The 24,710-nt window shown below is 71.1% G+C and carries 27 protein-coding genes; 15 read left to right on the top strand and 12 right to left on the bottom strand.

Annotated features, from left to right (window positions below):
- Positions 1-10 precede the first annotated feature (10 nt).
- Together B5557_RS15390 and B5557_RS15385 are read right to left on the bottom strand one after the other, a co-directional pair.
- Positions 11-460 (bottom strand): ATP-binding protein, encoded by a 450-nt coding sequence (locus B5557_RS15390; RefSeq protein ID WP_079659883.1) that lies wholly within the window; start codon positions 458-460, stop codon positions 11-13.
- Positions 461-795: 335 nt separating this feature from the next.
- Positions 796-1,809: a heavy metal transporter gene (locus B5557_RS15385; protein ID WP_079664793.1), complete on the bottom strand. Its 1,014-nt coding sequence runs from the start codon at positions 1,807-1,809 to the stop codon at positions 796-798.
- A 95-nt stretch (positions 1,810-1,904) separates the two neighbouring features.
- Here B5557_RS15385 and dapE point away from each other — a divergent pair, with 95 nt between their 5' ends.
- Positions 1,905-2,984, top strand: coding sequence for a succinyl-diaminopimelate desuccinylase (gene dapE / locus B5557_RS15380; RefSeq protein WP_079659882.1), 1,080 nt, complete (start codon positions 1,905-1,907; stop codon positions 2,982-2,984).
- A gap of 112 nt (positions 2,985-3,096) precedes the next feature.
- A complete protein-coding gene (locus tag B5557_RS15375; protein ID WP_079659880.1) occupies positions 3,097-3,855 on the top strand; it encodes a TIGR00730 family Rossman fold protein in 759 nt (252 codons plus the stop codon).
- Positions 3,856-3,880: 25 nt separating this feature from the next.
- On the opposite strand, the gene folP is transcribed toward B5557_RS15375, so the two are convergent.
- The gene (gene folP, locus B5557_RS15370) at positions 3,881-4,741 is read right to left on the bottom strand and encodes a dihydropteroate synthase (RefSeq protein WP_079659879.1); all 861 of its coding nucleotides are present in this window, start codon (positions 4,739-4,741) and stop codon (positions 3,881-3,883) included.
- A gap of 131 nt (positions 4,742-4,872) precedes the next feature.
- Here folP and B5557_RS45700 point away from each other — a divergent pair, with 131 nt between their 5' ends.
- Both B5557_RS45700 and B5557_RS15360 read left to right on the top strand, forming a co-directional pair.
- The gene (locus tag B5557_RS45700; RefSeq protein ID WP_079659877.1) at positions 4,873-5,229 is read left to right on the top strand and encodes a DivIVA domain-containing protein; all 357 of its coding nucleotides are present in this window, start codon (positions 4,873-4,875) and stop codon (positions 5,227-5,229) included.
- Positions 5,226-5,813: a DNA-3-methyladenine glycosylase I gene (locus B5557_RS15360; RefSeq protein WP_079659875.1), complete on the top strand. Its 588-nt coding sequence runs from the start codon at positions 5,226-5,228 to the stop codon at positions 5,811-5,813. Before B5557_RS45700 ends, B5557_RS15360 begins: the two co-directional genes overlap by 4 nt.
- 1 nt (position 5,814) lies before the next feature.
- On the opposite strand, the gene B5557_RS15355 is transcribed toward B5557_RS15360, so the two are convergent.
- A complete protein-coding gene (locus B5557_RS15355) occupies positions 5,815-6,606 on the bottom strand; it encodes an enoyl-CoA hydratase/isomerase family protein (protein WP_079659874.1) in 792 nt (263 codons plus the stop codon).
- Positions 6,607-6,984: 378 nt separating this feature from the next.
- Between B5557_RS15355 and B5557_RS15350 the strand changes: the two genes are divergently transcribed.
- A complete protein-coding gene (locus B5557_RS15350; RefSeq protein WP_003966491.1) occupies positions 6,985-7,152 on the top strand; it encodes a DUF3117 domain-containing protein in 168 nt (55 codons plus the stop codon).
- 138 nt (positions 7,153-7,290) lie between these two features.
- On the opposite strand, the gene B5557_RS15345 is transcribed toward B5557_RS15350, so the two are convergent.
- On the bottom strand, positions 7,291-7,989 hold the full coding sequence (locus B5557_RS15345) for an O-methyltransferase (protein WP_079659873.1): 699 nt from the start codon (positions 7,987-7,989) through the stop codon (positions 7,291-7,293).
- A 163-nt stretch (positions 7,990-8,152) separates the two neighbouring features.
- Here B5557_RS15345 and sigE point away from each other — a divergent pair, with 163 nt between their 5' ends.
- The 5 genes from sigE to B5557_RS15320 all read left to right on the top strand — a co-directional run bounded on the left by sigE (position 8,153) and on the right by B5557_RS15320 (position 13,593).
- Entirely contained in the window at positions 8,153-8,935 is a 783-nt protein-coding gene (gene sigE / locus B5557_RS15340) for an RNA polymerase sigma factor SigE (protein WP_173877685.1), read from the top strand.
- Positions 8,932-9,930, top strand: coding sequence for an anti-sigma factor family protein (locus tag B5557_RS15335; RefSeq protein ID WP_079659870.1), 999 nt, complete (start codon positions 8,932-8,934; stop codon positions 9,928-9,930). Before sigE ends, B5557_RS15335 begins: the two co-directional genes overlap by 4 nt.
- A gap of 129 nt (positions 9,931-10,059) precedes the next feature.
- The gene (locus B5557_RS15330; RefSeq protein ID WP_079659868.1) at positions 10,060-12,048 is read left to right on the top strand and encodes a trypsin-like peptidase domain-containing protein; all 1,989 of its coding nucleotides are present in this window, start codon (positions 10,060-10,062) and stop codon (positions 12,046-12,048) included.
- A 230-nt stretch (positions 12,049-12,278) separates the two neighbouring features.
- On the top strand, positions 12,279-12,764 hold the full coding sequence (locus B5557_RS15325) for a sec-independent translocase (protein WP_079659867.1): 486 nt from the start codon (positions 12,279-12,281) through the stop codon (positions 12,762-12,764).
- 169 nt (positions 12,765-12,933) lie between these two features.
- The gene (locus B5557_RS15320; protein ID WP_079659853.1) at positions 12,934-13,593 is read left to right on the top strand and encodes a hypothetical protein; all 660 of its coding nucleotides are present in this window, start codon (positions 12,934-12,936) and stop codon (positions 13,591-13,593) included.
- Between the two features lie 100 nt (positions 13,594-13,693).
- Here the strand turns inward: B5557_RS15320 and B5557_RS15315 are convergent, their stop codons facing one another.
- The 3 genes from B5557_RS15315 to B5557_RS15305 are packed head-to-tail and all read right to left on the bottom strand — an operon-like array spanning position 13,694 to position 16,808.
- Complete coding sequence (locus tag B5557_RS15315) at positions 13,694-14,827, bottom strand: Mrp/NBP35 family ATP-binding protein (protein ID WP_079659851.1); 1,134 nt, start codon at positions 14,825-14,827, stop codon at positions 13,694-13,696.
- A 42-nt stretch (positions 14,828-14,869) separates the two neighbouring features.
- Entirely contained in the window at positions 14,870-15,496 is a 627-nt protein-coding gene (locus B5557_RS15310; RefSeq protein ID WP_079659849.1) for a DUF1003 domain-containing protein, read from the bottom strand.
- The gene (locus B5557_RS15305; RefSeq protein ID WP_079664792.1) at positions 15,480-16,808 is read right to left on the bottom strand and encodes a magnesium transporter MgtE N-terminal domain-containing protein; all 1,329 of its coding nucleotides are present in this window, start codon (positions 16,806-16,808) and stop codon (positions 15,480-15,482) included. Before B5557_RS15305 ends, B5557_RS15310 begins: the two co-directional genes overlap by 17 nt.
- Before the next feature lie 175 nt (positions 16,809-16,983).
- Between B5557_RS15305 and B5557_RS15300 the strand changes: the two genes are divergently transcribed.
- On the top strand, positions 16,984-17,736 hold the full coding sequence (locus tag B5557_RS15300) for a hypothetical protein (RefSeq protein WP_079659847.1): 753 nt from the start codon (positions 16,984-16,986) through the stop codon (positions 17,734-17,736).
- On the opposite strand, the gene B5557_RS15295 is transcribed toward B5557_RS15300, so the two are convergent.
- Together B5557_RS15295 and B5557_RS15290 are read right to left on the bottom strand one after the other, a co-directional pair.
- Complete coding sequence (locus B5557_RS15295; protein WP_079659846.1) at positions 17,737-18,255, bottom strand: hypothetical protein; 519 nt, start codon at positions 18,253-18,255, stop codon at positions 17,737-17,739.
- 34 nt (positions 18,256-18,289) lie between these two features.
- Entirely contained in the window at positions 18,290-19,420 is a 1,131-nt protein-coding gene (locus B5557_RS15290) for a magnesium and cobalt transport protein CorA (protein WP_079659844.1), read from the bottom strand.
- Positions 19,421-19,920: 500 nt separating this feature from the next.
- Between B5557_RS15290 and B5557_RS15285 the strand changes: the two genes are divergently transcribed.
- Positions 19,921-20,505 carry a suppressor of fused domain protein gene (locus B5557_RS15285; RefSeq protein WP_079659842.1) on the top strand — a complete coding sequence of 195 codons (585 nt, stop codon included), beginning with the start codon at positions 19,921-19,923 and terminating at the stop codon, positions 20,503-20,505.
- A gap of 69 nt (positions 20,506-20,574) precedes the next feature.
- Here the strand turns inward: B5557_RS15285 and B5557_RS15280 are convergent, their stop codons facing one another.
- A complete protein-coding gene (locus B5557_RS15280) occupies positions 20,575-21,798 on the bottom strand; it encodes an MFS transporter (RefSeq protein ID WP_079659841.1) in 1,224 nt (407 codons plus the stop codon).
- A gap of 158 nt (positions 21,799-21,956) precedes the next feature.
- Between B5557_RS15280 and B5557_RS15275 the strand changes: the two genes are divergently transcribed.
- The 3 genes from B5557_RS15275 (at position 21,957) to B5557_RS15265 (ending at position 24,294) form a co-directional block, all read left to right on the top strand.
- Entirely contained in the window at positions 21,957-22,598 is a 642-nt protein-coding gene (locus B5557_RS15275) for a DUF6758 family protein (RefSeq protein ID WP_079659839.1), read from the top strand.
- A gap of 177 nt (positions 22,599-22,775) precedes the next feature.
- Entirely contained in the window at positions 22,776-23,633 is an 858-nt protein-coding gene (locus tag B5557_RS15270) for a PHP domain-containing protein (RefSeq protein WP_079659838.1), read from the top strand.
- Between the two features lie 55 nt (positions 23,634-23,688).
- Complete coding sequence (locus B5557_RS15265) at positions 23,689-24,294, top strand: MarC family protein (RefSeq protein ID WP_079659837.1); 606 nt, start codon at positions 23,689-23,691, stop codon at positions 24,292-24,294.
- Between the two features lie 89 nt (positions 24,295-24,383).
- On the opposite strand, the gene B5557_RS44230 is transcribed toward B5557_RS15265, so the two are convergent.
- A complete protein-coding gene (locus B5557_RS44230) occupies positions 24,384-24,536 on the bottom strand; it encodes a hypothetical protein (protein WP_007384531.1) in 153 nt (50 codons plus the stop codon).
- Positions 24,537-24,710: the final 174 nt, after the last annotated feature.

Here is a 24,710-nt window from a genome sequence, read left to right as displayed (position 1 = left end):
AGCCAGGCTCTTAGCCCAGCGGCAGGCTCTTCACCGGCAGGGTCTCCGCACCCGGCAGCCCACCCTTGGTGAGCGAGTCCGTCGGCAGCCCGCCCTTCGTGGCGGTCGACGCGGTGTCCCCGAGGAGGTCCCCGGCGGAGCCCGCCGCCTCGCCTGCCGTCTTCTGCGCCACCGGCGCCGCCTTCTTCACGGCCTTGCCGCCGGTCTTGCCCGCGACCGGCACCGCCTGCTTGACGGCCTTGCCGCCGGTCTCACCCGCGAGCCCGGTGACGTGCTGCGTCGCGCCGTCGACCGTGTTGCCGACGTTCGCCGTGTCCAGGGCGGTCAGTCCGCCGAGGTTCGGAGCGGCGGGAAGGCTGGGGGCCGCGCTGGCGGAGCCGGCCGCACCGACCCCGGCGGCCGCTCCTGCAGCGACGAGCAGCGCGGCACGGGCGATCCGGCGGGTCAGGGGGAGGGACATGATGCTCCTTCGACGGGAGAGAACAAGAACTGTCTGTGACTGACGCACTGACTGACTGACTGACTGGCTGTCTGTCTGGCTGTCCGGGCCCGGACGCAGTGACTACCGCTCGAAGCCCGCGAAGGTTGCGCACGGCCGACGTAAAGAGTTGGCAATGCGTCGCATTATCGGCTGCGGATAAAAACGGGCAAAAACCGCCCGATGTGAAAGTCCGCCAAACCCTTGAAGCCCTTTGTCCTCAACGGTTTCGCGGCACGCGAGGGTGACGGCGCGAAAACCTGAGCACCCGCCCGTCCGAACGACCCGCACACGACCCGGACGGGTGAGGTCCCGTACTACTGAGCGGTGACGATCCGCACGCTGCCGGTGTCGCCGCCCGCCCCCGAGGCCCCACCGGACGTCCCGGCGGCCTCCGCGCTGGTCGCACCGATCGCCCGCCACTTGCTGTCGGTGTTCCCGGAGACCCACTCCCGGCCCGCGTAGGAGACGCGCTCGATGCGCAGGGCCGAGGCGTTGGCCACCGCCCAGTGAGCCAGCTGCCATCCGCACTCGCCGGCACTGCGCCCCCCGCCGGTGGTGTCCTCGGACACGGGCAGCGTCACGGTCCGCCCGCTGGTCTCCATGACCGGGGTCCTGGCACCGGCCGCCGAGGCGCCCTCGGCGGCGGAGTCGGATTCCGCCGCACTCGCCTCCCGGCGCGCGGCCTGCCCGAAGTCCCGGGCCAGCGCCGCCCGCACCGCGGCCGGGCCCGTGCTGGTCGTGGCGCCCGCTCGGCCGTCGCAGGTCAGCGTGGCCGCCGACGTCCCGGTCAGCGCGGCGGCCAGCACCGTGGCGTCCGGCTCGTGCTTGGCGTACGCCTCCGGGTAGCCGCTGCGCTGCACGCGCTGCGCGGCCACGGTCAGCGGGAGTTCGGTGTAGCCGCGCACCTTGGCGAGGTGCTCGTAGAAGATGTTCGCCGCGTACGCCGGGTCCGTGACCTGCTGCTCGGTGCCCCAGCCCTGCGAGGGCCGCTGCTGGAACAGGCCGAGCGAATCACGGTCGCCGTGCGCGAGGTTGCGCAGCCCCGACTCCTGGATGGCGGTCGCGAGCGCGATCGCCACGGCCCGCTCGGGCATGGCCCGGTCGGTGCCGACGGCGGCGATCGTGGCCGCGTTCACCGCCTGCTCGGGCGTGAACTTGTAACTCGTCCCGTTCGCGTCGCCAGAAACGACTCTGCAGCCCGGATCACCGGTACCGCCGGTGACGTACTGCACCACGACATAACCCGCGACGGCGGACAGGACCACGCAGGCCGCCCCGAAACGGAGGAGGCGGCCGCGGCGCTTGGGGGAGGGGGACGGCTCTGGCACGCGTACAAGGTACTGGAGAGTACCGAGGAGCAGGAGGCAGGTGCGCACAGCGGGCAACAGTCGGGACGGTCGACTGGCGCGTTAGGGTCGACGGCATGGCCGACACCCCGCTTGACCTCACGCTGGACGCCGCGCTCCTCACCGCGCAGCTCGTGGACTTCCCCTCCGAGAGCGGCACCGAGAAGCCCCTCGCGGACGCCATCGAGACCGCCCTGCGCACGCTGCCCCACCTGACGGTGGACCGCTACGGCAACAACGTGGTCGCCCGCACGAACCTGGGCCGCGCCGAGCGCGTGGTCCTCGCCGGGCACATCGACACCGTCCCGATCGCCGACAACGTCCCCTCGCGCCTGGACGAGGACGGGGTCCTGTGGGGCTGCGGCACCTGCGACATGAAGGCGGGCGTCGCGGTCCAGCTGCGCATCGCGGCGACGGTACCGGCCCCCAACCGCGACCTGACCTTCGTCTTCTACGACAACGAGGAGGTCGCCGCCGACCTCAACGGCCTGGGGCACGTGGCCGAGCACCGCCCGGAGTGGCTGACGGGCGACTTCGCGGTGCTGCTGGAGCCCTCCGACGGCCAGGTGGAGGGCGGCTGCCAGGGCACCCTGCGGGTCCTGCTGAAGACGAAGGGCGAGCGGTCCCACTCGGCGCGCTCCTGGATGGGCTCCAACGCCGTCCACGCCGCGGCCCCGATCCTGGCCCGCCTGGCCTCCTACGAGCCGCGCTACCCGGTCATCGACGGCCTGGAGTACCGGGAGGGCCTCAACGCGGTCGGCATCACCGGCGGAGTGGCCGGCAACGTCATCCCCGACAGTTGCGTCGTCACCGTCAACTTCCGCTATGCGCCCGACCGCAGCGAGGCGGAGGCCGTCGCGCACGTCCGCGAGGTCTTCGCCGACTGCGGAGTGGAGGAGTTCGTGGTCGCCGACCACAGCCCCGCCGCCCTGCCGGGCCTGTCCCACCCGGCCGCGGCCGCCTTCATCAAGGCGGTCGGCGGCGTCCCGATGCCCAAGTACGGCTGGACGGACGTCAGCCGCTTCTCCTCGCTGGGCGTCCCCGCCGTCAACTACGGCCCCGGCAACCCGCACTTGGCGCACAAGCGGGACGAACGCGTGGAAACGGCGAAGATCCTGGCGGGCGAGGAACGCCTGCGGACCTGGCTGACGGCCTGATCCGCCGGACCGGCCCGCGGACGCTTCACGGCGGACACGCCGACGTCCCCCGCCGGTAACCCGCGTAGATCTAGGCTGAGATGGAACAACCCGCAAGCGGAGGGAGCTCACCATGGCTACAGGCAACCCAGAGGGCAAGAAGCAGCCGCCGGACGAGCAGCGCCTGGGACCGGTCCTCCGCAGGCGGGACCAGGTGCAGGCGAGCACCACGGACCAGCGGCTGCTGGACGAACGGGCTCCCTCGGACTGGGTTCACACCGACCCCTGGCGGGTCCTGCGCATCCAGTCGGAGTTCATCGAGGGCTTCGGCACTCTCGCCGAACTCCCCCCGGCCATCAGCGTGTTCGGCTCCGCCCGCACCCCCGTGGACTCCGCGGAGTACGAGGCGGGCGTACGGCTGGGCGGCGCCCTCGTCGACGCCGGATGGGCCGTGATCACGGGCGGCGGCCCCGGCGTGATGGAGGCGGCCAACAAGGGCGCGAGCCAGGCGGGCGGCGTCTCCGTCGGCCTCGGCATCGAGCTCCCCTTCGAGCAGGGCCTCAACCCGTACGTCGACATCGGCCTGAACTTCCGTTACTTCTTCGTGCGGAAGATGATGTTCGTGAAGTACGCGCAGGGCTTCGTGGTCCTGCCCGGCGGCCTCGGCACCCTCGACGAACTCTTCGAGGCCCTCACCCTCGTCCAGACCCAGAAGGTGACCCGCTTCCCGATCGTCCTCTTCGGCACCGAGTACTGGGGCGGCCTGATCGACTGGCTCCAGAACACCCTGGTCGCCCAGGGCAAGGCGGCGCACAAGGACCTCTTGCTCTTCCATGTCACGGACGACGTGGAGGAGGCGGTGGCCCTGGTGTCCAAGGAGGCCGGCCGCTAGGGCATGTCCGGTGAGCGCTGCGGGGTCACGCCAGTCCCCGCCGCGCCACCGCCGGAGCCCGGTGTCCGGCGATCGACGCCACCATGTCCAGCACCTGCCGCGTCTCCGCCACCTCGTGCACCCGGTACACCTGGGCCCCCAGCCACGCCGACACGGCCGTGGTGGCCAGGGTCCCCACCACCCGCTCCTTCACCGGCCGGTCCAGGGTCTCCCCGACGAAGTCCTTGTTCGACAGGGACACCAGCACCGGCCACCCCGTCTCCACCATCTCCCCGAGCCGCCGGGTCGCCTCCAGGCTGTGCCGGGTGTTCTTCCCGAAGTCGTGCCCGGGATCGATCATGATCGACTCCCTCGGCACCCCCAGCCCCGCCGCCCGCTCCGCCAGCCCCACCGTCACCCGCAGAATGTCGGCCATGACGTCGTCGTACGTCACCCGGTGCGGACGCGTCCGCGGCTCGGCGCCCCCCGCGTGCGTGCACACCAGCCCGACCCCGTACCGCGCCGCCACCTCCGCCAGCTGCGGATCCACGCCGCCCCACGCGTCGTTCAGGAGATCCGCGCCCGCCTCGCAGACCGCCTCCCCGACCTCGGCCCGCCAGGTGTCCACGCTGATGATCACGTCCGGGAAGCGCCGCCGCACCTCGGCCACGAAGCCGACCGTCCGCCTGGCCTCCTCCTGAGCCGTCACTTCGGCACCGGGCCCGGCCTTCACGCCGCCGATGTCGATGATGGCGGCGCCCTCCGACACCGCCTGCTCCACGCGCGCGAGGGCCGGCTCGTCACGGAAGGTCGCGCCCTGGTCGTAGAAGGAGTCCGGGGTGCGGTTCACGATCGCCATGATCACCGGCTCGTGCGCGCCGAATTCACGCCTGCCCAGCCTGAGCATCCCCTGTGACCTCCCCTAGCTAGGACCTGCACATCCACCGCCTGCGACCCTAACTGTCGGACCCGCATGGCACGATCGGACTCACACACATCCACTCCGAGCACACCGAGCGTGGGGACCCACCGATGGTTATGTTCTTGTTCCTGGTCATCGCGCTCGCCGTCGTGGTCGCCGCGGTGACCCTCGCCGTGGTGGGCGGCGGCGAGGGCACCGGCCCGCTGCCGGAGGTCGCCCCCGAGCGGCTGCACGACCCGCTGCCCCCGGACCGCCCGGTCGACCGGTCCGACATCGATCACCTTCGCTTCCCGCTGGCCGCCCGCGGCTACCGCATGGCCGACGTGGACGACGCCCTCGGCCGCCTCGCCGCCGAACTCGCCGAGCGCGACGCCCGCATCGCCGACCTGGAGTCCGCCCTGGCCGGCGCCCGGACCCCGGCCGGGCCGCCGCACGTCTCCATGGAGAAGCAGGCCCCGGAGGACCACCAGTGAGCGACGGCACGGCCCTCGCGGGCGCGGACGGCGCGCTGCGCTGCCCCTGGGCCCTGTCCACACCGGACTACGTGACCTACCACGACGAGGAGTGGGGCCGCCCGGTCCACGGCGACGACGCGCTGTTCGAACGCCTCAGCCTGGAGGCCTTCCAGTCCGGCCTGTCCTGGATCACGATCCTGCGCCGCCGCCCCGGCTTCCGCACCGCCTTCGCCGACTTCAAGATCGCCTCGGTCGCCGTCTTCACCGACGAGGACCGCGAGCGCCTGCTCGCCGACCCCGGCATCATCCGCAACCGCGCCAAGATCGACGCCACCCTCGCCAACGCCCGCGTCCTGGCCGAGTGGGCCTCCGGCGACCTGGACGACCTGATCTGGTCCCACGCACCCGACGCCACCGCCCGCCCGGCCCCGAGAACCCTGGCGGACGTCCCGGCGGTGACGGACGAGTCGACGGCCCTGTCGAAGGCCCTGAAGAAACGGGGCCTGCGTTTCGTGGGCCCGACGACGGCGTACGCACTGATGCAGGCGTGCGGGCTGGTCAACGACCACCTGGAGACGTGCGTGGCCCGCATCGCCCCGTGAGTCAGCGGCCCGAGTACTTCGGCTTCTCCTTGGCGACGAAGGCCTGCACGGCGATCGTGTGATCCTCGGACGCCCCCGCCCGGGTCTGCAGCTCGTCCTCCTTCTCCAACGTCTCGGAGAGCGAGTGCGAGAACCCGTACGCGACGGCCTCCTTGATCGCCGCGTAGGCGACCGTCGGCCCCTCGGCCAGTGCCCGCGCCACGTTCTCGGCCTCTTCGCGCAGCGCGTCCGCGGGGACGACCCGGTTGGCGATGCCCAGCTCGTACGCCTCCTGCGCCGTGATGCTGCGCGGGAAGAGCAGCAGATCGGCGGCCCGCCCCGGCCCGATCACCCGGGGCAGGGTCCACGAGACGCCCGAGTCCGCGGTGAGCGCCACCCCCGCGAACGACGTGTTGAAGGACGCCGTGTCGGCCACCACACGGAAGTCCGCAGCGAGCGCGAACCCGAAGCCCGCCCCCGCCGCCACCCCGTTCACCGCGGCGACCACCGGCTTCGGCGCCTCGGTCAGCGCCCGCACGATCGGGTTGTAGTGCTCCTTGACGGTGCTCATGACCTTCCCGGAGCCCTCGGCCAGCAGCCCGATGTGCTCCTTGAGGTCCTGCCCCACGCAGAACGCCCGCTCACCGGCGGCGGTCAGCAGCACGGCCCGCACGGCGTCGTCGGTCACGGCGGACCGGACCGCCTCCCGGAGAGCGACCTTGGTGGCGATGTTCAGCGCGTTCATCGCCTCGGGGCGGTTCAGCGTGATCGTCGCGAGCCCGTCGCTCACCTCGTAGAGCACGGTGTCGGCCATGGCGTATCCCCTCCGTGTCGCGGCTCCGACGTACTACTGGTCAGTACGTCCGGTGTACCAGGACAGCATGGCGGAGATCGTCGACAGGGGACCGGACCCCGCGTGTGACCTGCGTCAAAGAATTCGGGAGGGTTTCCGGTGCATGGAAGTCCATGCGGGCGCGCAGTATCGCAGTCACATCGCCGAATTGAGTGGTTTTGCTCGCGCGCGTTGCCCAAGCGATGCCGACTGATGTTGGTCATCGGGTCCTGAGATGCGGGATAATGGCCTGGAAGCAATGTGTTCGATGCCGGTGTCGTGTGTCCCACGCTGGACCGCGGCTGCCCTCCACGGGCCGTCGGCTTTGGCGATGAGCTGGTTTCAGGAAGGGGAACGAGCATGGCGGCCATGAAGCCGCGAACGGGTGATGGCCCGCTCGAGGTGACCAAGGAGGGGCGGGGCATCGTCATGCGCGTTCCGCTCGAAGGCGGCGGTCGACTCGTCGTCGAGCTGACCCCTGACGAGGCCGACGCGCTCGGCGACGCCCTCAAGAAGGTCGTGGGCTGACGCGCAAGCGACCCTACTTTTTCAATCGCTCCGGCAGCCGTAAGGGTGTCGGAGCGATTGGTTTGTCACGCCTTTCCGGGGTTTACCGGCGCAGCCCAGCCCGAAAGGCCCAAGGCCGCACCCAAAGCCCGACCGCGGTCAGCGCTTGACCGCGCACAGCAGCCCGTCGCCCACCGGCAGCAGCGAGGGCACCAGTTCCTGGCTCTCCCGCACCGCCCGCAGCAGCTCCCGGATTCTTATGACCTCCGTCGGCTGCGGCCCGGAGTCGACCGTGCGGCCGTTGGCGAAGACGCCCTCGAAGACGACGAGCCCGCCCGGGCGCAGCAGGCGCAACGATTCAGCGAGGTACTCCAGCAGCTCCAGCCGGTCACCGTCGCAGAAGACGAGGTCGTAGCCGGCGTCCGCCAGACGGGGCAGGACGTCGAGCGCCCGGCCCGGGATGAACCGGGCCCGGTTGCTGGCGAAGCCACAGGCACGGAAGGCCTGCCGGGCGAACTGCTGGTGTTCCGGCTCGGGGTCGACGGTCGTCAGGACGCCGTCCGGCCGCATCCCGTACAGCAGGTGGATCCCGGAGACGCCGGTCCCGGTACCGATCTCGGCGACCGCTTTCGCGTCCACGGTGGCGGCGAGCATCCGCAGCGCGGCACCCGTGCTGGGCGACACCGAGCGCAGCCCTGCCTCACGGGCCCGGTCACGGGCCCAGAGCAGCGCTTCGTCCTCGGCGGCATAGGCGTCGGCGAACGCCCAGCTTGCCTGCCGGTTGCCGGTAATGACCCTCTCCTGTCCCCGTGGTTGCCTGGGCGTGACTGTATCCGTTGCCGCCGGGAACCCGCAGATGGGACCGGGCGTTTGAAGGGGTGGGAACGCTGACGGGGGGACACGGTTGGATCACGACGAGGGGCCGGGCGTCGAGCAAGTGCTGACGCAGACGTATGAGCCGTCCCAGCACAGATCAATTTCTCGTAAAACCGCTTATCCGGAGCTAACGGGCGAGGTGGCTATGGTAGGGGCTCCACTGGACACCACCAGAGCCGACAGGGGAGGTGCGGCCGCGCCTGCGCATCAGAGAGGAGCGCTGCGGCGCCTTCTCAGGTCGGCGGGCAGGCCGAAATCCGTGAACGACACCGCTGCTGACTCCAGCCACGCCGCCGGCACCGCCGGCCGCGCCCAGACCGCGACCTTCTCCACCGACGCGGACGGGCAGGCGTGGACTCCGCCCACGTGGGAGGAGATCGTCAGCATGCACAGCGGCCGGGTCTACCGGCTCGCCTACCGTCTGACCGGCAACCAGCACGACGCCGAGGACCTCACCCAGGAGGTCTTCGTCCGCGTCTTCCGCTCCCTGTCGACATACACGCCGGGCACCTTCGAGGGCTGGCTGCACCGCATCACCACCAACCTCTTCCTGGACATGGTCCGCCGCAAGCAGCGCATCCGCTTCGACGCGCTGGGCGACGACGCGGCCGAGCGGCTGCCCAGCAAGGAGCCCACCCCGCAGCAGGTCTTCAACGACGCCCACTTCGACGCGGACGTCCAGCAGGCCCTCGACACCCTCGCACCCGAGTTCCGTGCCGCGGTCGTCCTGTGCGACATCGAAGGCCTCTCCTACGAGGAGATCGCCGCGACTCTCGGCGTCAAGCTGGGCACGGTCCGCTCGCGCATCCACCGCGGCCGGTCGCAACTGCGCAAGGCGCTCGCGCACCGCGCGCCCGACGCGCGCGCCGAGCGCCGCCCCTTCGCGGCCCGCGTTCCCGCTCTGGGAGGAGGGGGCGCGACCGCGTGAGTGAATCCCGGAACAACGCAGCCGAGAGGCTCCTCGCGGAGCAGCACCTCGGAGACCGGCTCTCGGCCCTGGTGGACGGCGAGCTCGGTCACGACACCCGCGAGCGGGTACTGGCGCACGTGGCGACCTGCCCGAAGTGCAAGTCGGAGGTCGACGCGCAGCGCCGGCTGAAGAACGTCTTCGCGGAAGTCGCCCCGCCCGCCCCCTCCGAGAGCTTCCTGGCCCGTCTCCAGGGGCTTCCCGGGGGAGGTGATCCGGACGGCGGCGGCTCGCCGCTCGGCGGGGGCGCGGGAGGCTTCGCCGACGGGGTCTTCGGAGTAAGAGGACCGAGACGGGACGAGCCGTTCGAGTTCGGCTATGTGCCGGCCCGTGACCACGGCTCGGTCCTGTCACCGTCTCCGGCCTCGGACCGGGGCTTTCGTATCCACCCCGTCGGCCGTGGCGGCGACCGTCACGACAGCGAGCGGTCACGGAGCATGCGGTTCGCGTTCGTCGCCGCCGGCGCGGTGTCGCTGGCCGCGATCGCGCTGGGCGGCATGACCACCGTCGCCCCGGTCGACACGACCGCGGACGGCCGCGTCGGCTCGGGCAACGGGAGCAATGTGACACCGGCCCGCACCCCGGGCACCGGCTCCTCGGCGACACCGGACAGCCAGCGGCGCCGTACCGCGGGCCCCCTGCTCTCCCAGGGCGGCCAGCTCGGCGACACCCCGATGGCCCCGACCGAGGTCTCCGCACCGCTGCTGCCGGGCGTGCCCACGCCGGGCGGCGACCGGGGCGAGCAGGCACTGCACCGGCTCACCAGCCCCATGGTGGCCGGCGCGGCCGCGATGTCCCCGCTGATACGTCCGCTCGGCACGATCCCGCCGGTGGCCCTGACCTCCTGGACCACCCCGCCCGAGATCACCGGACTCGGACTGCTCACCGCGCCCGCCCCCCACACCACTTCCGCTCCGTCCCCTTCGCCCTCCCCCTACTCACAGCGCACCCGCTGACCCGGGCCCCGCGCCGCTCCGCCGCGAACCTGGTTGAATCCGGGGTGGACCGCGCCCTGCCAGGCAGCCGGGCGCGGAGGCGGAGTTCGCCGGGCCGGGTGCCGTGGCGCGGGCGAGGGTGGGGAGAGCATGGACGAGGGGAAGCCCACGAGGGCGAAGTGGTGGAGCCGGCCTCGACCGCAGTCATCCCGGACACCCGAGGGCGACTTCGAACTGGCCGAACCGGCCCCCCGCGGCCGCCACAACACGGCAGACACACCAACGGGGCCCGCCATCAACGACGCCGACCCCGATCCCGGCCCCGGCCCGAATCTCGACACCGGCGACGCGGACACTTACGTTCCGAGTGGCGACGGCGATGTGGGTACTCATCACGTCCCGAGTGGCGACGGCGACTACGAACTGAGCCGCCCGACGACCACGCACATGCCCCAAGCGGACCCGACGGATCCGGCGAACCAGGCGGCACCGGCGGCACCGGCGGTCCCGGTGGCCTCGGCGGATCCTGCTGTCCCGGCAGTCGGTGGGGCTGTTGGGGTGGGGGCTGTCAGTCCTGGTGGTCGGGCTGATGTGGGCTTTTCCGGCGAGGCGGGGTCGGCTGGGCCGTCCTTGGGGTCGGTCGAGGAGGGGCGGCCCAAGCCGCTGCATGACCCCGACCCCTACAGCACTCCGCCGTACGGAGAGCCGGGGCCCTGGGCGCCCGCGCCGCCCGTCCTGCACCCGGCGGCGACCATGCCGCCGCCGTCCACCCATGCGGACGCCGCACCTCCCCTCGGGCCCGCAGCCGAAGCAGGCCCCGGCCTCGGTCCCCTCTCGGCCTCCACGCCCCCGACCGCCCCCACCCCCTGGGGCCGCTACGACCCCTGGTCGCCCACCCCCTTCGCCGGCGCGCCGCTGCCCGGGACCGACGCTGCCCGAGCCACTCCGCCCGGCGCGCCCCTCGGCGGGTCCCTTCAGCACGCCGGCGTGCACGTGCTCAGCGCGGCCGAGCGGCGCAGGCAGATGCGGTGGAGGCTGGTCGGGGGCGCGTTGGCCGTCGCGCTGGTGTCCGGGGGGCTCGGAGGAGCCGTAGGGGCGTATCTGGAGCGCAACGGCGGCCTCAACGGGGTCCAGCTGCCGCAGGCCTCCGCCCAGCCCACCGGGCGGGCCGCGGACAGCGTGGCCGGGATCGCCGCGCGGGCCCTGCCCAGCGTCGTCACGCTGCACGTCAGCGGCGGTGACGAGTCCGACACCGGGACCGGCTTCGTGCTTGACTCGCTCGGCTACATCCTCACCAACAACCACGTCGTCGAGCCCGCCGGAAGCAACGGCGAGATAACCGTCGTCTTCAACGGCGGCACGACCGCCAAGGCCGAGGTCGTCGGCCGGGACAGCGGCTACGACCTCGCCGTGGTGCGGGTGACCGGGGTGAAGGGGCTGAAGCCCCTCTACCTCGGCAACTCCGACAACGTCCAGGTCGGCGACCCGGTCGTCGCCATCGGTGCCCCCTTCGACCTCGAGGGCACTGTCACGTCGGGCATCATCAGCGCGAAGGAACGGCCCATCACCGCCGGCGGCGGCAACGGCAGCGGCAGCGGCGACGGCAGCGACGTGTCGTACGTCGACGCCCTGCAGACCGACGCGCCGATCAACCCCGGCAACTCCGGCGGGCCCCTCCTCGACAGGCAGGGCCATGTCATCGGCATCAACTCCGCCATCCGCTCCGCCGCCGACGGCACCGACTCCGGCACCGCCCAGGCCGGTTCGATCGGCCTCGGCTTCGCCATCCCGATCAACCAGGGCAAGCGCGTCGCCGAGGAGCTCATCAACACCGGCAAGGCGACCCACCCGGTCATCGGCATCACCCTCGACCTGGACTACGCGGGTGACGGTGCCCGGGTCGGCACGGCCGGCGTCGACGGAGGGGCCCCGGTCACCGCGGGCGGCCCCGGCGACCGGGCCGGCATCCGCGCCGGGGACGTCATCACGGAGGTCGACGGCCAGCGCGTCCACTCCGGTGAGGAGCTGATCGTCAAGACCCGCGCCCACCGCCCGGGCGACCGGCTGGAACTGACCGTCGAGCGCGGCGGCGCGCAACGCACCCTCACACTGGTCCTCGGATCGTCCGGCGCGAGCTGAGCTCCGGCAGCCCTCGACTGACGGAAACGTCACAGGTCGGGCCCCGAAAACCGGCCCCACAAGGCAAACAACGCGGAAAACCGGTGGCATACACATACTCGGACGCCTCGGGACGGTACCGGTCGGACAGGTGTGACAGGTACCGTGGACCCGGCCCGGACCACGGAAGACCCGAACTTGACCACTGAGGGCCGAGGGCCGAGGACCGCGGACATCGCAAGGAGCTTCAGGTGTTCAATGACATAGGACCGCTCGAGCTGGTGACGATCGTCGTCCTGGCCGTGCTCGTCTTCGGTCCGGACAAGCTCCCGAAGGTCATCCAGGACGTGATGCGCACCGTCCGGAAGATCCGAGAGTTCTCGGAGAGCGCCAAGGCGGACATCCGCAGCGAACTCGGCCCGGAGTTCAAGGACTTCGAGTTCGAGGACCTCAACCCCAAGGCCTTCATCCGCAAGCAGTTGGACAACGACGAGCTGGGGCTGAAGGAGATCCGCAACGGCTTCGACCTGAAGAAGGAGATGGCCGAGGTCACGGACGCGGTCCACAGCCGCGACACCGACACCTCCGCCTCGTCCTCCTCGGGCTCCTTGCCCTCCGGCTCTTCTTCTTCCTCGCCTTCTTCCTCGTCCTCGGACGGCGGTCGCATCGACATGACCAAGAAGCCCGAGGAGCCGGGCAAGGACGACCGTCCGCCGTTCGACGCGGACGCCACCTGAGCCACCCGCGCTCCCCGATGTGAGGGGGCGCACGCTCCACGCGCCGGGCGGTTTCCCGGCAGCCAGGAGCGGGGTGGCTATGCTGCCTGGTTGTTGTGCGGAGCGGACGAGTACGCCCGAAGGGGGGCGGGCCGGTCGCTCCGTCGAGAACGAGGAGGCGTCCGGGCACATGGAGACGACGAGTCGGGCAGTCGCGCAGACGCCGGCCGCGGAGGGCGGACAGCAGGTCCCCTCCGCCCGGCGTACGGTCGACGGCTACCTGGAGGCACCCTTCCCCTGGTACGGCCTCGACGAGGCCTTCACGGGGCCGCGCTGGCTGATGCAGGTGGGTACGGCGGCCGACGGGGCCGTGGAGCACGGTTCCATCGGACACGGTGACGAACCCTCCGTACGGCACGAGACGGCCGGCGAGGACCGCGGGAAGTTCGCGGTCGTCGTGACCGTCGCCGCGAACCCCGTGCGGCGCAGCGCGGACGGCACGGGCCTCCTGGAGGCCACCTCCGTGTCCTCGGCCGCGTGGCTCGCGGGCGTGGGCCTGCTGTCCTTCACCTGGCCGGGCCAGATGGACCACAGCCTGCGCGACGACTGGCTGGACCAGCAGACCGAGACGGCCTGGGTCCTCGCCGACGATCTCGCGGGCTCGGACTGGTCGACGCTGACCCTGCCGGTCGACGGCGTGCCGACCCCGTTCCACTACCGCGAGTCCGAGTTCGGCTGGGTGCTGGCCGGTTCGACACGGGAAGGGGTGCACGTGGGGGCGTACGGGAGGGGTATGAGCGCGTACGGCCTCGGCTTCGCCATGATCAAGGACATCGAGGCGTACGCCTGATCAGGCACGCGACCCCGTACGACAGCGGGGGCGCCGTCCGTCATGGACGGCGCCCCCACTGTCGTAGGAACGACGGGCCTGGAACCGGCCCAGGACCGGCCTAGAACTTGTTGCGCGGGGTGATCCCCAGCGACAGCCCCGAAAGGCCGCGCTGGCGTCCACCCAGCTTGCCCGCGATCGCGCGCAGGGCGGAGCCAGCCGGGGAGTCGGGGTCGGTCAGCACGACCGGCTTGCCCTCGTCGCCGCCCTCGCGCAGGCGGACGTCGATCGGGATGGAGCCGAGCACCGGGACGCTCGCGCCGGTTGTGCGGGTCAGGCCGTCGGCCACGCTCTGTCCGCCGCCGGTGCCGAAGACGTCGACCATCTCGCCGCAGTGCGGGCAGGGCAGGCCGGACATGTTCTCGACCACGCCGACGATCTTCTGGTGGGTCTGCACGGCGATGGAGCCCGCCCGCTCGGCGACCTCGGCCGCCGCCTGCTGAGGCGTCGTCACGACCAGGATCTCCGCGTTCGGGACCAGCTGGGCCACCGAGATCGCGATGTCACCGGTGCCCGGCGGGAGGTCCAGCAGCAGCACGTCCAGGTCGCCCCAGTACACGTCAGCCAGGAACTGCTGCAGCGCCCGGTGCAGCATCGGGCCGCGCCACACCACCGGGGCGTTGCCCGGGGTGAACATGCCGATGGAGATGACCTTCACGCCGTTCGCCGACGGCGGCATGATCATGTTCTCGACCTGGGTCGGACGGCCGTCCGCACCCAGCATGCGCGGCACGCTGTGGCCGTAGATGTCGGCGTCGACGACGCCCACCTTGAGTCCGTCGGCCGCCATCGCCGCCGCCAGGTTCACCGTCACCGACGACTTGCCGACGCCGCCCTTGCCGGACGCGACCGCGTACACGCGGGTGAGGGAGCCGGGCTTGGCGAAGGGGACCTCGCGCTCGGTCTGGCCGCCGCGCAGGGCGCTCGCCAGCTCCTTGCGCTGCTCGTCGCTCATCACGTCGAGGGTGACGTCGACGCGGGTGACGCCCTCGACGGCCGAGACCGCGTCGGTCACGCGCTGCGTGATGGTCTCGCGCATCGGGCAGCCGGAGACCGTCAGGTACACGGTGACCGCGACCGCCCCGTCCGCGCCGATCTCCACCGACTTCACCATCCCGAGCTCGGTGATGGGCCGGTTGATCTCGGGGTCGTTCACCGTCGCCAGTGCCTCGCGCACCGCGTCTTCGCTAGCCATAGGTTGATGGTACGGCCCGGTAGCCGGGCCCCGGAAAGCCCGTCACCGGTCGTCTACGTCACGTCCCCGCGACCGTTCTGCCGGGAATACGGCATGTTCGCGGTGCCCGTCCCGCCGATCCTCCAGTTCCTTGACCATGTCCTGCAGCTCCGAGCGGATCCAGTCCCGGGTGGCGACCTCGCCCAGACCGATCCGCAGGGCGGCGATCTCCCTGGTCAGGTACTCGGTGTCGGCGATGGACCGCTCGTTCTGCTTGCGGTCCTGCTCCAGGTTGACCCGGTCGCGGTCGTCCTGCCGGTTCTGCGCGAGCAGGATCAGCGGGGCAGCGTAGGAGGCCTGGAGCGACAGCATCAGGGTCAGGAAGATGAACGGGTAGTTGTCGAAGCGCAGGTCGCGCGGGGCGAAGATGTTCCACAGCACCCAGACGATGATGACGATCGTCATCCAGACGATGAACCGCCCGGTGCCCAGGAACCGTGCGATGCGCTCCGACAGCCGTCCGAAGGCCTCTGGGTCCCACTCGGGCACCAGCCGCCGCCGGGGCGGCCGCGGCTGGTCCAGCCGCGCCCGGGGGCGGCTGGTCGCCGTCGCCCCGGCCGGGGTGCGGTTGTGGGGCGCGCCGGCCCCCGCGGTGCGCTCGCCGCGCCCGCTCTCACGCTCGGGAGTCATGCGGACCCGCCCCTTCGCCGTCCGTCCCGCCGTCGGCGCCGTCCTCGGCGAGGTGGAACTCCGTCTCCCGCCAGTCCTCCGGCAGCATGTGGTCCAGGACGTCGTCCACGGTCACCGCGCCGAGCAGCGACCCCGCCTCGTCCACGACGGGCGCCGCGACCATGTCGTACGTCGCGAAGAACCCGGCGACGACCGGCAGCGCCGCGTCCGGCGCCAGGGTCTGCAGAGCCTCGTCGAGGAGCGCGCTGACCAGCGTGTACGGCGGATCGCGCAGCAGGCGCTGGAAGTGGACCGTGCCGAGGTACTTGCCGGTCGGTGTCTCGTCGGGCGGGCGGCAGACATAGACCTGGGCGGCGAGGGCGGGGGAGAGGTCGGCGTTGCGTACCCGCGCGAGGGCGTCGGCGACGGTGGCGTCGGGGCGCAGGACGATCGGCTCGGTGGTCATCAGCCCGCCCGCGGTGTGCTCCTCGTACGCCATCAGGCGCCGCATGTCGGCCGCGTCGGCGGGTTCCATCAGGCTCAGCAGCCGCTCCTGGTCCGCCGTCGGCAGCTCGGCGAGCAGGTCGGCCGCGTCGTCGGGGTCCATGGCCTCCAGGACGTCCGCGGCGCGCTCCTCCTTCAGCTTGCCGAGGATCTCGATCTGGTCGTCCTCCGGCAGCTCCTCCAGGACGTCGGCGAGGCGGTCGTCGTCCAGGGCGGCGGCGACCTCCGCGCGCCGCTTCGGCGACAGGTGGTGCAGCACGTTGGCGAGGTCGGCCGGGCGCAGCTGCTCGAAGGTGGCGAGGAGGCTCTCCGCGCCCTGCCCGTGCTCCTCCAGCGAGAACCCGGTGACCGCCGACCACTCCACCGTCAACGTCTCGCCCTTGGCCCGCCGGAAGGCGCTCGCCTTCCTGCCCTTGCGCACGAAGACGCGGTCGATCTCCCAGTCCCGGCGGGCCGGCAGCTGCCGCAGCGACACGTCGAGGACGGTGACTTCCTCTCCCGGCCCACCGGCCTCGACGAGACTGACGCGCCGGTCCAGCAGCTCGCCGAAGACGAGCCGCTCGGTGGGCCGCTGCTCGAAGCGCCGGACGTTGACCACGCCGGTGGTGATGACCTGGCCGGACTCGATGCCGGTCACCCGGGTCATGGGCAGGAAGATCCGGCGCCGCGTGGACAGTTCGACGACCAGCCCGAGCACCCTCGGGGGCCGCCGCCCGACCCGCAGCATGACGACCAGATCGCGCACGCGCCCCACCTGGTCGCCGTTCGGGTCGAAGACGGGGACGCCGGCGAGGTGCGACACGAAGATCCGCGGGGCGCCCGCTGCCATGACCACACCTCCGTCCTTTTCCCAATTGCCCGTCCGTGCGGGCTTCAGGCTAGCCCGTCCCGATCGCAGACGCCCTGGTGGGCGGTCCGGACGGACTGGCTCCGCCGGCACCCGCAGACCCCGGTACGCTGCCGTACGCCGCTCAGCACACCCCCGCAGAAAGGCAGCCTTCTCTGTGACTGCGATTCCCCCGGGCCGTACTCGTCGGACCGCGCTGGTGAGCGTGGTGTGCGCACTGGTCGTGGGCCTGGGAGCGAGCGGGTGCAGCGAGGATCCGGACGCGGGCACGAACGGGGTGGGCAAGCTGTCCGCCAAGGAGATCCAGACGAAGGCGCAGACGGCCGCCGGTTCCGTGGACGCGGTGCGACTGTCGGGGAGCGTCGTCACCAGCGGGAAGACGTACAAGCTCGACATGAGCCTGAAGGCGGACGGCGGCAGCGGTTCGGTCACCGCGGAAGGGGCCACCTTCCGGTTGCTGCGGGTCGGCGAGCAGCTGTTCCTGAAGGCCGACGCGGAGTTCTGGAACCACGAGGACGGCACGTCCGACGACGGCGGCTCGGACACGGCCGCGGGCGACAAACTCGAGGGCAAGTACGTGAAGGTGCCGACGGGCGACCCCTCGTACAAGAAGTTCAGCGGCTTCACGGACAAGAACCTCCTCCTCGACGGTCTGCTGACGTTGCACGGCTCTCTGGACACGGACGGCCACCACGAGCAGTCCGGCGTCCGCACGATCCGCATCACCGGCGACGGCGGCTCCGGCGGCACGCTGGACGTGTCCCTGGAGGGCGAGCCGTACCCGCTGCGGCTGGTGCGGGCCGGCGGCGCGGGCACGTTGAGCTTCTCCGCCTGGGGCAAGGACTTCGCCCTGACGGAACCGGCGAAGGACGAGACGGTGGACTACGGCAAGCAGTTGCCGACGTCCTGACTACCGCTTGCGGCGTCTCTTGCCGAGGAGCAGCCTCGGCAGCCCCGCCGGGACCGGCTCACGGGTGGTGGCGGGCGTCGGCACGGGCCGCGCCGCCAGATCCCCGTCGGGCAGGGGCAGCATGGCCCCCGTCGGCTCCAGGCGCAGCACCCGGCACTCCCGGGCCCAGCGCTCGGTCATCGCCTCGCCGTCGGGCGCGTTCAGCCGCTTGCCCTTGAGGTCGGCGACGGCGGCCTCCCAGGCCTCGCCGCCGGGCGCGAGTTGGACGACCGTCGCCGTCCAGGAGACCAGCCGGCCCCCCTTGTCCTTGCTGCGGACGGTGACCTCGGCCGAGCCGCCCTCGACGAGCCCCGGCAGCGGCTGCTCACCGGGCCCGTCGCCGACCAGAGTGGCCGCGCCCTCGTGCCACACGTGCCACAGCGCACGCGCGGCCGGTTCGCCGGCGCCCCGGACCCAGATGAGGCCGGACTTCTTGGTGGCCTCCTCGACGAGGGCCTGGTCGAGCAGCTCTCTTGTCATGACGCCAGCCTAGCCAGGGCCCGCCCGGCGGCCCTCACAGCCAGCCGTTGCGCTTCAGCGTGCGGTGGATGCCGACGCACATGCCGACCATGACCGCCATGACGACCGGGTAGCCGAACTTCCAGTGCAGTTCCGGCATGTAGTCGAAGTTCATGCCGTACACCCCGCACACCATCGTCGGCACGGCGATGATGGCGGCCCAGGACGTGATCTTGCGCATGTCCTCGTTCTGCGCGACGGACGCCTGCGCGAGGTTGGCCTGGAGGATCGAGTTGAGCAGCTCGTCGAAGCCGATGACCTGCTCCTGGACCCGGGCGAGGTGGTCGGCGACGTCCCGGAAGTACTTCTGGATGTCGGGGTCGACCAGCCGCATCGGCCGCTCGCTCAGCAGCTGCATCGGCCGCAGCAGCGGCGACACCGCACGCTTGAACTCCAGGACCTCACGCTTGAGTTGGTAGATCCGGCCGGCGTCCGTGCCGCGCGGGGTGCCCTTGCGGCCCGGCGAGAACACCTCCGTCTCGACCTCGTCGATGTCGTCCTGCACGGCGTCGGCGACCGCGACATAGCCGTCGACGACGTGGTCGGCGATCGCGTGCAGCACGGCCGAGGGGCCCTTGGCGAGCAGCTCGGGGTCGTCCTGGAGCCGGTGGCGCAGCGCGCGCAGCGAGCCCTGGCCGCCGTGCCGGACGGTGATGAAGAAGTCCTTGCCGGTGAAGCACATGACCTCACCGGTCTCGACGACCTCGCTGTTGGCGGTGAGCCGGTCGTGCTCGATGTAGTGGATCGTCTTGAAGACGGTGAAGAGGGAGTCGTCGTAGCGCTCCAGCTTGGGCCGCTGGTGCGCCTGCACCGCGTCCTCCACGGCCAGCGGGTGCAGCCCGAACTCGGCTGCGATACCGGCGAATTCGGCCTCCGTCGGCTCGTGCAGGCCGATCCACACGAAGCCTCCGTCGCGCCGCACCTGACGCATGGCCTCCTGCGGGGTCGGCGGCTGCGGGAACGTGACGCGCGAGCCGTCGCGGTAGACGGCGCAGTCGACGACGGCCGACGGCGTCGCCGGGTCACGGGTGGTGTCGTAGGCGCCGCTGTCCATGCGCACGCCCCCCTTGCGCAGGGAGGGGCGGGCGGGGCGGACGACGGCACGGAGGTCGCGGATCATCGACATGGCAGGCTCCTTCGCGACGAGCAAAGAAAGACCGCCACGACGGGTGGAACTGCCCGGAATGGGGACGTCCTGGCTGGCTCTCCCCGGCCGGCAGGGCTGGGAAGGATGTTTGGCACGTCCACAAAGCGGGGAGCACCGCTCCGTCGCGGTGGCGAGCTTCGCTACTGATTCAGATCAGATTCAGATCAGACAGATCAGGCAAAAACGAAACGAAGTGCTCTTCGGCGTGAAGATGAGCGCGAGCGTTGGCGACCAGCCGGAGGCGAAGAGGCCAGATCAGCTGCATCAGCGGCCGGAAGAGCGAGTGGTACTGCACGGGTGACTTCGATCCATGACAGCCCCACCTCCTCCAGCCGGTCCCTCGTAAGGGAGTCTCGTCTGCGTCGGGGCGAGATCGCGACGCTTCAGCGTGCTGCCCCGAACTACCGGCCCAGAGTACCAGCCGACCGAAGTGTCAAGGCGCTGCTTTGCCCTGCGCCGACCAGTTCTATGCTCGCCGCATGGCTGATGTTCTTCCTCTGGTCGAGGCTCGTTTGCGCACCGCGCTGGGCGAGCCGGACGCCCGCGCCGCGGTCACCTTCCTCGGTACGGACCGCGTCGAGGTGCTGCGTTTCCACGAGGGCGACGTCGTCCGTTACGCCACCCTCGGCATGTCCGCCCAGCCGATGAGCGAACCCACGGCGGTGTTCGCGGACCCGGCTCTGGGACCGCGCGCCGAGCTCGTCCTGTCGGTCCGCCCCGGCACCGCCGACACGGACAAGGTGCTCCGCCCGCTCGCCGTGCTCGCCGCGTCCCCGCAGGTCGAGGGTGTGGTCGTGGCCCCCGGCGCGTCCCTCGACGTGGGTGAACCCCTGTGGCCCGGCGCGCCGTTCACCTCGGTCCTGGTCGCCGAGCCGGGCGGCCTGGTCGAGGACCTCGACCTCGACGAGCCCCTCGACCCGGTCCGCTTCCTGCCCCTGCTCCCCATGACCCCGAACGAGGCCGCCTGGAAACGCGTGCACGGCGCCCAGGCCCTTCAGGAGCGCTGGCTGACGAACGGGACGGACCTGCGGGATCCCTCCCGCGGATCCGTCCCGCTCGACTGAGGCCCGGGTGACCGATGTCACCAACGCCTGCCTGAAAACGTCTCGTTGGCATCCGTCGGGCCGTCCGGCTCAGTTCGCGAAGACGGTCACGCCGTCCTCGGCCGCGTGCCTCGGCTCCAGTTCCTCCGCTTCGTGAGTGAGGGCCTTGCGCCGTACGACGACCACGGCCGCGCCGAGGACCGCCGTCACGGCCGCGACGACGAACGGCATGCGGGCGTCGGTCCACTCCTCGATCTTCGGCGCGAAGTAGGGCGCGGCCGCCGCCGCGAACCACCGCACGAAGTTGTAGCCGGCGCTCGCCACCGGACGCGGGGCGTCGGAGACGCCGAGCGCCAACTCGGTGTAGACCGTGTTGTTCACGCCGATGAACGCGCCCGACAGGATCGTGCAGACGATCGCCGTGGTGTGGTCGCCGTAACCGAGGGCGAGTACGTCGACGGCGAGCAGCACCAGCGAGCCGCCGAGCACCCGCAGCGAGCCGAACCGCTTCTGGAGCCGCGGCGCCACGATCACCGAGAAGACGGCGAGCAGCAGACCCCAGGCGAAGAACACCGCCCCCGACTTGTACGGGGTCATGTTCAGCACGAACGGGGTGAAGGCCAGCACGGTGAAGAACGTGTAGTTGTAGAAGAACGCCGATGCTGCGGCGGAGGCGAGTCCGCCGTGGCCGAGCGCCTTGAGCGGGTCCAGGAGTGAGGTCCTGCGGGCCGGCGTCGGCTGCTCCCTCAGGAACGCCGTGATGCACAGGAAGCCGATCGCCATCAGGAACGCGGTGCCGAAGAACGGGTAGCGCCAGCTGGCGTCGCCGAGCAGTGCGCCCAGCAGCGGTCCGCAGGCCATGCCGAGGCCGAGGGCGGACTCGTACAGCAGGATGGCGGCCGCGCTGCCGCCGGCCGCGGCGCCGACGATCACCGCCAGGGCGGTGGAGACGAAGAGCGCGTTGCCGAGCCCCCAGCCCGCCCGGAAGCCCACCAGTTCGGCGACCGAGCCCGAGGTGCCGGCCAGCCCGGCGAAGACGACGACGAGCGCGAGACCGAGCAGCAGCGTGCGGCGGCCGCCGATACGGCTGGAGACGAAGCCGGTGACGAGCATCGCGAAGGCGGTGATCAGGAAGTACGAGGTGAAGAGCAGGGAGACCTGGCCGGCCGTGGCGTCCAGGCCCTGGGCGATGGACGGCAGGATCGGGTCGACGAGGCCGATGCCCATGAAGGCGACGACCGACGCGCCGGCCGTCGCCCACACCGCCTTCGGTTGCCGCAGGATGCTCCCGGCTCCGGCGTCGAACGTGTCCATGGTTCCCCTCACCCTCCGAGATGGTTGGTATACGCACATAGTAAGTTAGCTCAGTTAATTAATGCAAGCTACATGTAAATGCTGCCGGTTCAACTGGTTCCGCCCGGACGGGTGATCGTCCTTGACGTGGGCGGGCTCGGGTAGGACCGTGGGGCCCTATGAGGGGCGAACCCAGTTGCCCGAAGTGTGGTGGCCGGGTCAGGGCTCCCGGACTCTTCTCCGACTCCTGGCAGTGCGATGTGCATGGGACGGTGCATCCGCTGCAGCCCGTGATCCCGCCCAGCGTCGAGGCCCTCAGTGTTGTCGTGCACCGCACGCAGGTCCCGGTGTGGATGCCGTGGCCGCTGCCGGTCGGCTGGCTCTTCACGGGCGTCACGTACGCGGGCGACGACCGCAGTGGAGGCCGTGCCACCGTCGTCGCCTGCTCCGGACCGGGCCCGCTCGGCGGCATGGGCGAGCTGATCCTGGTCGCCGAGGAGCTGGGCGTCGGCCTCGGCGCGCGGTACGCCGGTGTCGACGGACCCGACCCGGGTCCGTACATGAGCGTGGAGAAGCCCCCGCAGGCGAAGGTCCTGGCCGCGGGTCGGCCGACCCCTCTGTGGCATGTCTCCGCCACCCCGGACGACCGCGCGGTCTTCGCGGGTGAGGCGCTGGGGCTGTGGCTGTGGGCGGTCGTGTGGCCCGAGCAGTCGGGGCTGCTGATGTACGACGAACTGGTCCTGACCGACCTGCGGGACGCGGGGGCGGAGGTCGAGCTGGTGCCGTGCGGGGCGCTTTCGCCGCGCTTGCTCAAGCCGTAGGGGCTGGGCCCGGGGGTGCGTGCAGGTCGTCGGTGGCTGGTCGCGCAGTTCCCCGCGCCCCTTGGAGTCCCGCCTGTGTAAAGGGTGAACCTGGGCTTCGGGTGTGACAGGTGGCGTTCGAATGGGCGCTATGCTGGAGCGTCCCCGTCCGTCCTGTCATCGCCTGGAGTCTGCGTCGTGCGTATCGATCTGCACTGTCACTCCACGGCCTCCGACGGTACGGACACCCCGGCCGAGCTGGTGCGCAACGCGGCCGCCGCCGGTCTGGACGTCGTCGCGCTGACCGATCACGACACCACCCGGGGATACGCCGAGGCCATCGCCGCGCTGCCGCAGGGGCTCACGCTCGTCACCGGAGCCGAGCTGTCCTGTCGTATCGACGGCATCAGCATGCACATGCTGGCCTACTTGTTCGATCCCGAGGAGCCCGCTCTGCTCGCCGAGCGTGAGCTGGTGCGCGACGACCGGGTGCCGCGGGCGCGCGGGATGGTCGCCAAGCTCAACGCGCTGGGCGTGCCCGTCACCTGGGGGCAGGTCGAGCGGATCGCCGGCGAGGGATCCGTCGGGCGGCCGCATGTCGCCACCGCACTGGTCGAGCTGGGCGTCGTGCCGACCGTGAGCGACGCGTTCACCGAGGACTGGCTGTCCGACGGCGGCCGGGCCTACGTCGAGAAGCACGAGACCGACCCCTTCGAGGCGATCCGGCTGGTCAAGGGCGCGGGCGGGGTCACCGTCTTCGCGCACCCCGGCGCCGACAAGCGGGGGCGCACGGTGCCGGAGGCGGCGATCGCCGAGCTGGCTGCGGTCGGCCTCGACGGCATCGAGGTCGACCACATGGACCACGACGAGGACACCCGGGCGCGACTGCGCGGGCTGGCCGCCGATCTGGGGCTGTTGGTCACCGGCTCGTCGGACTACCACGGCAGCCGCAAGACGTGCGTGCTCGGTGAGTACACGACCGACCCCGAGGTCTACGGGGAGATCACCCGACGGGCCACCGGGGCGTTCCCCGTGCCGGGGGCCGGCGGAGCCTGACGCTCGCCCTCTCCGCACCTCCACTCACCCTCTTTCACGCAAGGCCTCTGTACTGATGTTCGACGTCGCTGTCTTCGGCTCTCTCTTTCTCACCCTTTTTGTCATCATGGATCCCCCCGGGATCACCCCGATCTTCCTCGCGCTGACCGCCGGACGCCCCGGCAAGGTGCAGAAGCGGATGGCCTTCCAGGCGGTCTGTGTGGCGGGCGGTGTGATCACCGTCTTCGGACTCCTGGGTCACCAGATCCTCGACTACCTGCATGTCTCCGTGCCCGCGCTGATGATCGCGGGCGGGCTGCTGCTTCTGCTGATCGCGCTCGACCTGCTCACCGGCAAGACCGACGAGCCGAAGCAGACCAAGGATGTCAATGTCGCGCTCGTCCCGCTGGGCATGCCGCTGCTGGCCGGCCCGGGCGCGATCGTGTCCGTCATCCTCGCCGTGCAGAAAGCCGACGGCGTGGCCTCGCAGGTGTCGGTCTGGACGGCGATCCTCGCCATCCATGCCGTGCTGTGGCTGGTGATGCGGTACTCGCTGCTGATCATTCGCGTCATCAAGGACGGCGGTGTGGTCCTCGTGACGCGGCTCGCGGGCATGATGCTCTCCGCGATCGCCGTGCAGCAGATCATCAACGGGGTCACCCAGGTGATCCGGGCCAGCTGAACGGTTGCCGGTACACGCAGAGCCCCCTACGGCCGCTTGAATCGAAGCCGGCTGTAGGGGGCTCTGAAACCTGTGTGCGAGGACCCGTGTTACGAGGCCGAGGTGTCGGCCGGACGGATCCACAGCCGCTGCCCGATGGCGGCGGCCTGCTGAACGATCCGGTTGACGGAGGCGGCGTCCACGACGGTGCTGTCCACGGGCGTGCCGTCGACGTCGTCGAGTCGCATGATTTCGAAGCGCATTGCCTCTCCCTTCGTCTGGTCATCCCCGGTGGGGGATTGCTGCGTACATGAGGAGTCAACGCGATGCGTGTTACAAACATTCCCTACGCTAAAGAAATTTTTCGAACAACTAACTACTAACGGGTAAGGGGGTTTGCGGAGACTGAACGGGACCGGTTGTGTTCGCAGCGTGAC

Source organism: Streptomyces sp. 3214.6, assembly GCF_900129855.1.
Classification (GTDB): domain Bacteria; phylum Actinomycetota; class Actinomycetes; order Streptomycetales; family Streptomycetaceae; genus Streptomyces; species Streptomyces soliscabiei.
This window is presented reverse-complemented; position numbering and strand designations above follow the sequence as displayed.